Raw genomic sequence first — 11,737 nt, 5'->3', positions numbered from 1 at the left:
TCGGCATAACGACAATAAGCAACCGCTGGTTTCCATTGTCTCTTTTCCTCTAGCGCAATGTTGCGTTTATCTTGGATAGTACGATTCCAGTACCAGCGGTCTTTACGTGCTTTCTTACTTAAGTAACATTTTTCCAAGTACTGGTCGAATTCATTAAGCATGATATTTGACAGCAATGGAGAAATTACGCCCCCTTGTGGAACACCTTCGCTTGTTGCACAGAATAGGTTACGTTCAATATGTCCCGCCTTGATGAATCGCCAAAGCAATTCATTAAATCGTCGGCAATTGATGCGTTTACGTATGCATGTCATGAGTAGCTGATGGTGAACCGTATCAAAGTAACTTGATAAATCTCCTTCAACTACCCAGCGTCCCCGTGGCACATTGGTATCAGTTAGCTGTAACTTAACTGTACGAATAGCATGATGAACACTGCGCTCAGGTCTAAAACCATAGGATAATGAATGAAAATCATTTTCCCATATCGGCTCCATTGCCATGAGCATGGCACGTTGTACTATTCTGTCTCTTAAGGTTGGTATACCTAAAGGACGTTGCTTTCCATTCGCTTTAGGAATATAAATCCGCCTAGCAGGCATTGGTTGATAATTACCCGAGAGTAAATCATTTCTGATTTCATCTAAATAACCAGTCAACTTGCCCTGTAAGTGAATTTTAATTACTCCATCAACGCCAGGTGTTTTAGCGCCTTTTGCGGAAAGTGTTACTTCAGCCGCTTGGTAAAGCCATTCAGGATGACTGATCAGGCGCAACAATCGATTAACGCGACGCGTTTTATCGGTTGCTGTCCATGTTGCTAATTTACGTTGCAGTTCGCTGATTATCAAAGGTCTTCACCTCATTAAGGTCAGGTAATTTGCTTGCGCAAATCAATTAAACTGCGTCCCTTCGCCATGTAATGGGCTTTCCCCACCTCAGACTACTACGAACGCTCCGCCAGCTTGTTTGTCATCGGGGTCGTGCTCCCTTGCCATTCAAACAAACCTTCCCCGGTTTACCTATCTGAACTCAAACGTATTGGGGAGGATGCCGATCGCAGTCTTTGACCTTATCATTCTGTAAGGTGATGATGCTTAAACGTAGAATTGTGATATAAACGTTCATCCATTGATAAGCACTTACATATTACTTATCAAATAGGTAATAACACCGCTACATATAGCGTTATTACAACATCATACTGCCTGTAAATTCGTGTAGGCAGTGGCGACATTTCAGCCCATAGATGCGGGTTAATCGGTTCATGTTCTTCATCCGTTCAATACTTAGTCTAGAAGAGCATCTTGGCGTAACGAATTCGCCTCACTCCCCGTTGTCAGCGAGTTACATCACCTTATCAGCATACGATAAGTCACTGTCGCTCAGACTCAACTACCTGCACAACCAGATAGAGCCATAAACACTTTAGCTCCTGCTAGATTGCTCATGTATTTCAGATAGACTCGTGGTTCATTAAAGCATTCCATGCTAGTGCTGAACTCCGGGCACACTGTATGTAATATCGCCAACCCAATGAGTATTAATCGTTTCAGGGTTAAATTTTCTTTTTAATAAATTAGGGATGTTTGGCATCTCATTACCTGATGGATAGTAATGTGGTTTCTTCGGTATTTTAGCGATAACACCAGCTTCTCTCATGAGCCTTGCAACTTTAAATATCCCAATGTTAATTCCTTCTTTTTGTAACGACTTAAGCATCCTACGACGGCCATAACATTGAAGATTGTCATTATGAATGGCGATTATCCTACTGATAAAAAACTCTTTTTCTACATTTTTAGTAGCTACTTCTTGTCGCTTATAATAGCTAGATATTGGCACATCAAATAGCTGACATACATGCTGTATATTTAACATTGGATCTGCCTTTTTCATTTTAGAGATTATCGCAATGCAGGATTGTCTCGAATGAAAAAGGCAGTTGCCTTTTTTAATATTTCATTATCCTTTTGAGCTTCGAGTAATTGTTTTTCTAGCTCTTTAATACGCCTTATCTGAGGATCTAATGCAACTAGATTGGGAGAGGTTTCGCCTGACTTTTCTGCTAAATATTGTTTTTTCCATCTCACCACAGCAGATGAGGAAGCACCTGAAAGCTCAATTATTTGGTTATTAGAATAATTTTCTTCAACCATTAATTTTGCGTATTCTAACTTTTGAGCGGATGTAAACTTAATGCGATTTTTACGAATTGAACTGGTCATTTTATTTCCTGTTTTAATTAATTTAAGAGGCTATCAAACCTTCCAAATTTATTAAACCATTACATAGCTTTAAACATGAGGTGAAAGTAGTTACCAGCCAAGTCAAATCTAGTCGTGGCACACCACTTACTAACTTTGACCGAGGTGCTAATATCGCAAGAAGTAGTCGGAACATTGCCAAACTCGATTTAGCCAACGTTGTCCAAGCTGATAATATTGTTAAATTTGCTAAGCAAGCTAAATTTTTAGGAAATGGTCTTGCAGTTATCGATTTTGGTAGCCGTGTTGGAAATGTTCATAATAGCTATAAAGCAGGTGGGAATTGGGAACGAGAGATGTTCATTGAATCAAGCAGTTTCGCGGCTACTGCAATAACAGGTACTGTAGCAGTAGACGCTGGCTTGGCTCTTTTGGTTTTCGCAACGCCAGTAGGTTGGTTTGCTTTAGTAGTGGGAGGTCTAGCAGTGGCAGGTGTTGCCGCCGCCGCATCTATGGGCATGAATAGCCTTATTAAAAACAATGCTGGTAACACATATGATGCCCTTATAAAAAGTTTATATAATTAATGAATATTATAACAATATTAGTTGGGATTATGATTTTTGCCTCTATTGTAACGGGTATACTGTACGTTACTTTTGGTCAGGTGACCGTCCGAAAGTTGCGTAAAAATCCTGAAACAATCAATGCGCTTGGGAGTGAATTTGTAAGCGGCTGGGATATCCTAAATGTTGCCAAAGCATTATCTCTTCCTAGAAATTGGAGTAAAAAACTAGAAAATAGTCCATTTTCTTTTTTGTATGCAAATTCCAATTTAATATTCAAACACACAACTAAGTTTGATCACTTTTTGGGGGCTATGTTTTTTTGGTGTTGGCTTATAACTGGTTTTTTTGGTTGTTTATTGGTTGTTTTAAATACTTTCGGTGTATTTGCTAAATAGAGGCTTAACAAATTGCTGCACTCGGACTCGATACAGTTGTTGCGTTTTTTGCTAAAAGAAAAGGCAGCAAAAACAGCACCAACTTACTCGCCGGTGAGCAAGGCGTTGAGCCTGTAGAGATGCCATGGATATTACAATAGTTGTAACGTTTACTGTTGCATTTTTTGCTAGTGTAGCGGGCAGTGAAATAGGTCATAGATTCAAGAGTATTAAGCGAGAATTGTATATTAAGCTTGCTATTCATTTATGTTCAGGTTTTGCTGGAGCCTTACTGGTTTTAATTTTGTTATCAAGAGTGCATGAATATCCAGTGGTTCTAGCTTTGGTAGTTGGAGTTTCCTATGGTTTTTTTATGGCAAATGCTAAATTTTACGATGGACTTAAATAGCTTAAATTCAGCAAGCACTTAACAAGTCAAATCACCGGACGCATAACGGCTGTCGCGATTTTTTGCTAAAAACCAAAAGCCGCAAAAACAGCGCCAACCTACGCGGCAGTTAACGAGGCGTTGAGGCCGTAGAATAACTCTTTTTTGATATTTCAGGCCAATATTTGGGGTTCCAAATGCATTATCTAGCGTATTATAAACGCTTAGAATCCATTACAGGAGTTCGTTTTTTAGTTAATTTTAACTGTAAGAGTAATTCTACAGCCTCGTTATGCAACTAATCCCAAAAGGGACTCTATGTTAAAGTGTAAATTGAAAGAAAATTATGAAAAGCAATCACCAATAAATAAATTTAGGAGAAACCTCATTGGTTTGGGAGTGTATTTACTAGTTGCCGTTCTTGGTCTTTTCTTCTATTTTACTGACTCAAAGTTTCTTGGGGTCGGGGTTCTTTTCATTGGAGGGCTTGGGGTGCTTATTTTGAGTGTGACCGCGCTATTCAATTATAAAAAAGCAAACGTGAAGTTGCATAACAACACGCTCTGAGGTGGACAACAAGGCTGTCAATGACAACCTTGTTGATGGTGCGGATTAAACCGTTGGTCGATGTAAATCAAAGCGTAATTCGTCTGAAACACCATAATAAGCCGATGGACCGCCAGCGCGTAATACCGGCTCTGCTAATGCAGTTTGATAAATTCCTTCGGCGTTGAGCAAGTGCTTTTCAATATGCACTGCCACCACTTCACCTAGCACTAGCCAGCTATCAATTTTGTCACCATTAGCCGCTGTTAACTGGATGCATTGCGACAGTTTGCATTCGAAGCTAACAGGGCTTTGTGCAATTCGATCAGCTTTAACAATGTTGCCTGCTATTGGCGTTAATCCGGAAAATTCAAATTCATCAGTGCCGTGGGGTAATGCTGCTGATGTTTGATTCATTTGCGCGGCTAAATTGCGGGTAGTTAGGTTCCAAATAAATTCGCCAGTTTCAACAATATTGGCGACGCTGTCTTTCCAACCGGTACTGGCAAAGCCGATAATCGGCGGATCGTAATTAAAGCAGTTAAAGAAACTATAAGGGGCGAGGTTTCTCTGGCCTTGGGCATTACGAGAGGCAATCCAACCAATAGGGCGGGGGCCTATAATGGCATTCAGTGGATTATGTGGCAGACCATGTCCTTTACTCGGTTCATAAAAATAGCGGTTATCAGCACTCATATATTACCTTCTTTATATCGTTAAACTTAGATAGGGTTATCTGGCACGACTATATCCAAGCCACACTTCAACATCCAGAGCTTCGCCTGGATGCCTGAATGAGGCTTCCTGATCTTGCATCTCGAAGTAAACAGGGGCTCTATGTAGTGCTCTAATACTAGCGGACACTCTTATAGGCTGTGTAAAATAGAGTAACAGTTTTTCACCTTAGACTATATAAAAGGGTGAAAACCCAGCAAACATAGGTGCCGTGATCGGCGTTGTCAATATTGCAACGGAGCTTTGGCCGTGGGGGGGCAACTAACAGTAAAGCGCACCCAATGAGGCATGCCATCGAGGTTACCTTTTATTAAGTAACCTCAATTCTGGATAAGCTAAACGATACAGTACCGTTATTTACGCGTATTTCTGCGTTAAATCATCTAGCAATAACCAGTTATTGCTGCGATGATTCGCCTTGAACTACGCAAAACTAACAGCACTGTATAATATGTTTTTTAACTTTTTGATATTTAATCTAATTTCGTTTCCATTATCCAGAACTGAGGTTAAGTAAAATGATTACGTTATTTGATTTTCGTAAAATATCCGGGAGATAACCCATTAATAAGTGTTGGCTTCGCATTATTCTATTTAAAAAACACTTTCCCGCCAATCATTTTGAATGCAGGCACCCCTCGCACTAGTGCGTCACGAGCAAACTGTGAACCACAACTTGGGCACAGACAAGGCGCCGTTGTAAAATCCACCGATATCCGCTCTTTGAAGCATTTAATTAACGGCCCGTTGCCACCTTTTCGATATTTAAAAAGCCGGCTTTTACATTTACTGCAAAAGATATCAATTGTTGCACTTGGACCCTTTTTGTTTGGTTTTGCCATTTGCAATATATCTCCTTACTGTGAAGTAATACCCTAACTAAATAAGCTTCATAAACTAACCCTAAAGCTTGTTTAGTTTTTATTATATACCGATAGTAACTCAAGATGCTTTATCAGGAATCGGCCTGTTGTTTTTGCATCTTGCCGTAATCGAGGGATAGATATTAATAGAGGAGCGGCAGATGCACGATTTACATTTTAAGTGTGTGCTTTTAGTATGATATTCGTCAGGAATTTAGGAGACGTTTACGCAGGGAAATTACAAATTCTGAATTGGTTGTGTCCCAATATGAGCATAATGAGATAAATATTCAGTGCAAATCAATATTTTTTTGGTGACGGGCTTTTATTGTTCCTATACTCGGGTGAAACTATCATCGTTTTCGAATAAAGTTTTATTTGCATCCTATAAACGACAGGATCATTATGCGCTATTTTATCTTTTCAATATTAGCAATCATCATTATTGTTGGTTTATTTCTGACCGCTATCCACCTCGGTTTTCGTGCTCCTAGGAATAAAGAAACAGGAAACCCAAAAGACCTTTTTGGTATTGACTACCTTCAGTTACACATTCCGATCCATGCAGGCAAGCAGTTGTTTGGCTGGTTGCTTCCCGTCTCTCATTCAAGTGAAACGCTTATAATCCTGCATGGGTGGGGCAGTAATTCAGAAATAATGCTACCTCTTGCAATACCGTTTCACAAAGCGGGTATTAACGTTCTTGTTTTCGATGCGAGGAGTCATGGCCGCAGTGATTCGGATACTTTCTCATCATTACCTCGTTTTGCAGAAGACATGGGGAATGTGATTGATTGGTTAAAGTTACATCATCCTGACCGCTCTGAAAAAATTGCCTTGTTAGGACATTCGCTTGGTGCTGCCGCGGTATTATTCGAGGCATCTAAACGTAAGGAGATTGCAGCGGTTATCAGCATTTCTACATTTGCACATCCTGAATGGATGATGCAGCGTTATTTAAAAAGTTTTTATTTTCCTTCATACATTAGAAAACCAGTGATACGTTATGTGGAGTGGGTGATCGGACATCGTTTTGCTACATTTGCTCCGCTTAGTACTGTTTGTAAAATAAATTGCCCAATACTGATCGTTCATGGCAAAGAGGATAAAATCGTCCCCGTTGAAGACGCCAGAGTTATCATAGCCAATTGCCCTGAACCACATTTAAGCTTGCTGGAGATAGAAAATGCGAGCCATGATTCCGTTGAAAAAATAGAACAACATTGTCAGCAACTTATTTGTTTTCTACGAGTGTCTGGTTTGAATATTTAAGCTTTTAATTACATTACTAAAGGACCTCTCTGCTAAGCGCAGTCGGTACCATCAAAAAACTTTTGCTGTTTAAGGATGAGCGTTAGGATTTTAGTGTCAAAACGAGTCCGTTCAACTCGCTTTTTAATTATGACAGCCTTTTTTCAGACAATGCCAAGATGACTAAATACCATGAGTACGTTAAGTCATCTTTTATTTTGATTTTCAGTGTGAGATAGCTATAAATGGATATATTAGTCTATTTTTAACGTTTAATATGATCAAGATATACAGGTCTGAAATTTAAATTCAATATTTTGCGCTTAAACTAAATCACTAGGACAACTATTTATGAATAGGAATCGAATCATGACAATTTTAATCAGCGTACTTATCCTTATTAGTATTGCCTTTTTTGGCCGTATTTATTACCAAAATGCTCAAGTGCCTAACTTAGGTGTTAATAACGGTAAGTTGGCAGAAATAAGCAGCAAGCCAAATAATGTATCAAGCCAAACTGATGATGAAAATAAAAAAGTAGCCACTATGCCGTTCAAAAAAAATCAAAGGCAAACGATGGTGGCCCTTAAGAAAGCCGTACAACAATTTGGTGGTGGTAAAATTGAAAAAGAGAGCGACGACTATCTCTATGTTATTTTTACAACATCACTAATGAGATATCATGATGATGTTGAATTTTGGTTAGATGCAAAAAATGAAGTTGTTCATTTTCGTTCTGCTAGCCGCGCTGGTCATTCTGATATGGGGGTGAACCGCCAACGCTGGGAAAAATTAAATGAGCTTTACGGCGCGTTGTAGGCCATTTTCAACTTAACAACCACCATCGAAATTAGGTGTGGATTACTGTTGAACACTGGCGGACAAGGGGGGGGGACCTCTTAATGCTCATTAATTCCTGAGTAGTGAGTGGTTTCCAAACATACGATGGTACATAAAAATGGATGTGATTATTAGATTTATACCTTAACTCATACACATAATTAAATAATAATACTGATATTTGCGCTAAAACAATAATTTTATCTATCTATTAAATGCTATTTTGCTTAATGATTTTGGCCTCAGATTTGTAGGTTTCTAGCTCGCCATGAGGGTGGCGGGTGTAGGTAGAATGGCGTACTGAGCGCATGATGGTGTTTTTATTAGCTCTAGAAATAGGGCGAAATTGATTTAATGATGAGTGGATCTTTACATATATTGAATTGTTTATTTTTTGAACAGCTATTGACTTTATTTTTTGATTGTATAAAGTGCACGTCAGCAAGAAAGAAAGCCTTTTATTTACATTCTGCATTTCGTTGTTTATTAATAATACATCGGTCTGCCGTTTTTAAGTTCCAGTCTGTTTTTACGCTATATAAGTCTATTAAGGCAATCTAACATTAAAGTTACAGGATTATTATTATGTCTAAAGTTCAAGGTACAGTTAAATGGTTCAACGAGTCTAAAGGTTTTGGTTTTATCGAGCAAGAATCTGGTCCAGATGTATTCGCTCATTTCAGTGCTATCTCAAGCGAAGGTTTCAAAACATTAGCTGAAGGCCAAAAAGTTGAATTTACTGTAACTCAAGGTCAAAAAGGCCCGAATGCAGAAAATATCGTAGCACTTTAATTTGCTGTGATATTTTAGCTCCTAGATAGAGCTGAACTCATATTTGAAAGAATGGTAAACCTTTGTGGGTTTGCCATTTTTTTTACTCATTTTAAAGTGCGCTAGCTAGGTTAAATTGGCCTCAGCTCTGTCGTTTTCTAAGGCTAACTCAAGTTGATTGCCGGTGCAGACCAGTTCAAATTACTCTTTTTTTAGGGAAAAGTTTTTATTCTTCCTATACGCCCATTTTTCTTCATAAAGAGCATGATTCCATTAGGGCAATTTTAGACGCTGTGATTGCTGTGCTGGGTGTCTATTTGTTAGTGATAGGATCAAATTTCTAGTGATTTTTTGTTTGAGTATGAAAAGAAGGCTAAAAACATTGCCAGTAATACGTACATAGAGAGCCACCAAAAAAGCTGAGAAGCGGTGATCCCATTGTCAATCAGATAGCCAAATAAAATGGGGGAAATCGAGGTTGATATCACAGCAAGAGATGCCATGAGTGCGCGTATTCTACCGAGATATTTGCTGCCGTAAACTTCAGCCCAAAGAGCATTAATAATTGGGCTGCCGGAGCCAATAGCGATGCCAAGTAAGATAAGTAGAGAGTAAGCAACCCAGTTACCTGTTAGTAGTGATGGTAACAACAAAGCCATGATCATTGGAATAGGGTAATATTTTAATAATTGTCTCCCGCTGAACCGATCAACCAATGCCCCTGCGTACATTGATGAAAGCCAATGAGTAATCCCATAAAAGACAAAACAATTGGCAAAAAGTATTGGTGTCCAGCCCATTTGTGGTATAAAAAATCCCTGATGAATAAATATTCCTGTCACGATGAATGGTGCGGCAAGAACTGTCGGTAGTGCCAACCAAAAGCGATAATCCGCAAGTAGTGTCCTTCTGGAACCATCCTCTGTAAGTGCTTTAGAAGTTTGACTGTCTACGGTTGGATTATGTTCGGAATACTTTTTGTCTTTACTACGTTTAATAAGAAAAAGTGCCAGAGGAAGGTAAAGTAAGGGGATTGCTAACGCTATAATCAACCAACTTTGTTGCCACCCGAATTGCGCAATAAGGAATACGGCAATGGAAGGCAGAATGATTTCACCTAAGGGAACGCCGGTGGTTGCCAAACTCAGACCTTTGCCACGATTCAGAGAAAACTTTTTCATCATTGTCGTTATGGCTGTGTGTGGGAAAAGGCCTTGACCAAAAAAACGCAGGAGAAAAAGCCCGATAACAAGCGTTGTTATATTATTGCTCTGCCAGAGAGTGAGCGCAGCTAAGGAAAGTCCAATGGTGCAGAATAGGATAAACTTCTCTAACGAGACCTTATCAATGCTCCCACCAATCCACATAAGAAGGAGGCCACTGGCAAGAGTCGCCATAGAATAGGCTGAACCATAGCTTGTGGCTGATAGACCAAGACTTTCTTGAAAGCTGCTGCCGAACCAGCTGACGAAAAACGACTGACCAAAGTTGCCCATGAAAACTGTCATCATTCCAAAAATGAGAATTGGCCAGCTGTGCTTTATAAAACGTAAATATTCTTGAATCATTATATTATATGAGTTCCCTAGGAAACTCACACAATCAATCTTTTTTGGTGGTTTGTCAACAGTATGCTGAAGCGGAATGATTATAATGTGGTGCTGTTTTGAGCATAAATATTGCTTATTTTTACTCTTTTTATAAGGGAAGCTGACTTCGCCATGTTCAAGGCGTAAAATGTTCTGCTCACTGACCACCCCGCGGTACAAGTAGGCGCCAGATAGGTTAATGCACCATCACCCTTACCGACATATACACATTCCATTCACCAAGAGCATTAGCGGGCAAATAATAGCTAGCCTGACACACCAATTCGATGAACGTCGCCCTAAACACTTTGTCTAAATTATTGGCAACACACAGGTATTTTACCGCTTTACTTAACCACAAGGTTTTGTTTTTATTCAGCCCGCCGGCTGGTTCGACAAAGTACACATGAGGATGGAATTTCAGCGTTCTTGGATGTGTATGTAACACTGCAATATAACCCGTCTTCTCACCGAGCCTTTTATCATTTTAAAAAATAAATCCAGTGTCGTTTTGGTTGCTTAAAGGAGCGCTTGATAAACCCATTTTTGATGGTGCCAAACAAAAAGGCGCAGTTGTGTCGGTAGGGGGAATCCGACCAGATAATAATCCACAGGCAGTAACTTCTGACGTTATGAATCTAACCAGTGATTATTGGCGTTAGTGCGTCAAGCGAAGCTTGATGCATATTGCAGGGTGTAAGTCCCTGTCAGTCACCAGTATCTGCAGTAAAATTTTTGTTGTTATTTTTCATACAAGGCTATCAAGGTTATTGTAGCCGCAGAATAAAACAGGGGTTACCCAGCCTTAGTCCCATTTGTAACGATGCATTTACAATAGCCAATGTATCATTAGTATCGGTTTTATGTTCTTAGAGAAAACCTTTTACTAGTATCTCTTTAAGTTGTTGATGAAAAACGGGTTTATGACTGACTAATTCGATATGCTTGCTGATCTGGCAAACCTGAATAACATTTATAGCTAAATCAATTCCAAAGAGAATTAATAACTCCCACTAAATTAACTCACCAAAGCTCGTTATATTTTGAAGGGATGCAAAAAAAACAAGTTACGATAACGCTAAGCTAAATTGCTAGCGGTGTGGAGTCCATACATCGACTTAGATTATTTACTCTAATAGAGTACTACAATGAATTTGTCCGGCTCGCATTACTTCAGTGAAAATCATTGTATCAATAATTGAACTAATGGTGTCAATAACATCTGCATTGTCAAAATGCTTTTCAAGGCTTATACTGATTTTCGTCGCTTGAATAACACTTATTTAACATCTTAAAGGACTCATAAAATGACTAAGAAAATATTAATGATTTTAACGTCTCACGCAGAGCTTGGTAATACAGGCAAAAAAACGGGTTTCTGGATAGAAGAGTTCGCTGCCCCTTATTACGTATTTAAAGATGCCGGTATTGAGATCACTTTAGCTTCACCTGATGGTGGACAGCCGCCTATTGATCCCACTAGTACCTCGATTCATAAGTCCGTGTGATAATGTTCATAATTGGTTCAAGCCGACAAAGCCTTACCTTTATACGTCCATTTAAATGGTTTTGCTAAATTCTCGTTAAAATAATCAATAAAGCGC

Annotated in this window: 12 protein-coding genes and 2 pseudogenes; 7 read left to right on the top strand and 7 right to left on the bottom strand. The window is 39.2% G+C overall.

The features are described 5' to 3' along the window. From KSO91_RS13650 to KSO91_RS13640, 3 genes are all read right to left on the bottom strand, one after another. Window positions 1–851, bottom strand: an 851-nt coding sequence (locus KSO91_RS13650; protein ID WP_275114000.1) for a reverse transcriptase domain-containing protein, incomplete at its 3' end; no start/stop codon positions are given. Between the two features lie 640 nt (window positions 852–1,491). Then, on the bottom strand, window positions 1,492–1,881 hold the full coding sequence (locus KSO91_RS13645) for an IS3 family transposase (RefSeq protein ID WP_238743560.1): 390 nt from the start codon (window positions 1,879–1,881) through the stop codon (window positions 1,492–1,494). 26 nt (window positions 1,882–1,907) lie between these two features. Beyond that, window positions 1,908–2,228 (bottom strand): transposase, encoded by a 321-nt coding sequence (locus KSO91_RS13640; RefSeq protein ID WP_238743558.1) that lies wholly within the window; start codon window positions 2,226–2,228, stop codon window positions 1,908–1,910. An 80-nt stretch (window positions 2,229–2,308) separates the two neighbouring features. On the opposite strand from KSO91_RS13640, the gene KSO91_RS13635 reads away from it, so the two are divergent. The 3 genes from KSO91_RS13635 to KSO91_RS13625 all read left to right on the top strand — a co-directional run bounded on the left by KSO91_RS13635 (window position 2,309) and on the right by KSO91_RS13625 (window position 3,559). Then, window positions 2,309–2,794, top strand: a complete 486-nt coding sequence (locus tag KSO91_RS13635; protein ID WP_238743556.1) for a hypothetical protein — start codon at window positions 2,309–2,311, stop codon at window positions 2,792–2,794. Then, window positions 2,794–3,171 (top strand): hypothetical protein, encoded by a 378-nt coding sequence (locus tag KSO91_RS13630; RefSeq protein ID WP_238743555.1) that lies wholly within the window; start codon window positions 2,794–2,796, stop codon window positions 3,169–3,171. The genes KSO91_RS13635 and KSO91_RS13630 overlap by 1 nt, the downstream gene beginning before the upstream one ends. A gap of 124 nt (window positions 3,172–3,295) precedes the next feature. Next, window positions 3,296–3,559, top strand: a complete 264-nt coding sequence (locus KSO91_RS13625; protein WP_238743553.1) for a hypothetical protein — start codon at window positions 3,296–3,298, stop codon at window positions 3,557–3,559. Window positions 3,560–4,150: 591 nt separating this feature from the next. On the opposite strand, the gene KSO91_RS13620 is transcribed toward KSO91_RS13625, so the two are convergent. Together KSO91_RS13620 and KSO91_RS13615 are read right to left on the bottom strand one after the other, a co-directional pair. Then, the gene (locus tag KSO91_RS13620; protein ID WP_238743552.1) at window positions 4,151–4,780 is read right to left on the bottom strand and encodes a flavin reductase family protein; all 630 of its coding nucleotides are present in this window, start codon (window positions 4,778–4,780) and stop codon (window positions 4,151–4,153) included. Window positions 4,781–5,409: 629 nt separating this feature from the next. Next, entirely contained in the window at window positions 5,410–5,661 is a 252-nt protein-coding gene (locus KSO91_RS13615) for a hypothetical protein (protein WP_238743550.1), read from the bottom strand. 426 nt (window positions 5,662–6,087) lie between these two features. On the opposite strand from KSO91_RS13615, the gene KSO91_RS13610 reads away from it, so the two are divergent. The 3 genes from KSO91_RS13610 (at window position 6,088) to KSO91_RS13600 (ending at window position 8,565) form a co-directional block, all read left to right on the top strand. Beyond that, a complete protein-coding gene (locus KSO91_RS13610; RefSeq protein WP_238743548.1) occupies window positions 6,088–6,954 on the top strand; it encodes an alpha/beta hydrolase in 867 nt (288 codons plus the stop codon). 348 nt (window positions 6,955–7,302) lie between these two features. Next, a complete protein-coding gene (locus KSO91_RS13605) occupies window positions 7,303–7,752 on the top strand; it encodes a DUF1499 domain-containing protein (RefSeq protein WP_238743546.1) in 450 nt (149 codons plus the stop codon). 606 nt (window positions 7,753–8,358) lie between these two features. Continuing rightward, the gene (locus KSO91_RS13600) at window positions 8,359–8,565 is read left to right on the top strand and encodes a cold-shock protein (RefSeq protein WP_238743545.1); all 207 of its coding nucleotides are present in this window, start codon (window positions 8,359–8,361) and stop codon (window positions 8,563–8,565) included. Between the two features lie 311 nt (window positions 8,566–8,876). On the opposite strand, the gene KSO91_RS13595 is transcribed toward KSO91_RS13600, so the two are convergent. Beyond that, window positions 8,877–10,052 (bottom strand): MFS transporter, encoded by a 1,176-nt coding sequence (locus KSO91_RS13595; RefSeq protein ID WP_420830954.1) that lies wholly within the window; start codon window positions 10,050–10,052, stop codon window positions 8,877–8,879. 161 nt (window positions 10,053–10,213) lie between these two features. Beyond that, window positions 10,214–10,790 (bottom strand): annotated as a pseudogene (locus tag KSO91_RS17915) (IS91 family transposase); the annotation flags it as partial. Window positions 10,791–11,440: 650 nt separating this feature from the next. Here KSO91_RS17915 and KSO91_RS13585 point away from each other — a divergent pair. Further along, window positions 11,441–11,620: pseudogene (locus tag KSO91_RS13585) on the top strand (type 1 glutamine amidotransferase domain-containing protein); the annotation flags it as partial. Window positions 11,621–11,737 lie beyond the last annotated feature (117 nt).

The sequence above is a fragment of the Psychromonas antarctica genome, assembly GCF_022267535.1.
Classification (GTDB): Bacteria; Pseudomonadota; Gammaproteobacteria; order Enterobacterales; family Psychromonadaceae; genus Psychromonas; species Psychromonas antarctica.
Note: the sequence above shows the minus strand (reverse complement) of the source record. Positions and strands in the feature narration are given on the sequence as shown.

Coding starts and splice junctions, on each gene's coding strand:
- KSO91_RS13645 (WP_238743560.1), bottom strand. CDS start 1,881: ATGTTAAATATACAGCATGTATGTCAGCTATTTGATGTGCCAATATCT.
- KSO91_RS13640 (WP_238743558.1), bottom strand. CDS start 2,228: ATGACCAGTTCAATTCGTAAAAATCGCATTAAGTTTACATCCGCTCAA.
- KSO91_RS13630 (WP_238743555.1), top strand. CDS start 2,794: ATGAATATTATAACAATATTAGTTGGGATTATGATTTTTGCCTCTATT.
- KSO91_RS13625 (WP_238743553.1), top strand. CDS start 3,296: ATGGATATTACAATAGTTGTAACGTTTACTGTTGCATTTTTTGCTAGT.
- KSO91_RS13620 (WP_238743552.1), bottom strand. CDS start 4,780: ATGAGTGCTGATAACCGCTATTTTTATGAACCGAGTAAAGGACATGGT.
- KSO91_RS13615 (WP_238743550.1), bottom strand. CDS start 5,661: ATGGCAAAACCAAACAAAAAGGGTCCAAGTGCAACAATTGATATCTTT.
- KSO91_RS13610 (WP_238743548.1), top strand. CDS start 6,088: ATGCGCTATTTTATCTTTTCAATATTAGCAATCATCATTATTGTTGGT.
- KSO91_RS13605 (WP_238743546.1), top strand. CDS start 7,303: ATGACAATTTTAATCAGCGTACTTATCCTTATTAGTATTGCCTTTTTT.
- KSO91_RS13600 (WP_238743545.1), top strand. CDS start 8,359: ATGTCTAAAGTTCAAGGTACAGTTAAATGGTTCAACGAGTCTAAAGGT.
- KSO91_RS13595 (WP_420830954.1), bottom strand. CDS start 10,052: ATGACAGTTTTCATGGGCAACTTTGGTCAGTCGTTTTTCGTCAGCTGG.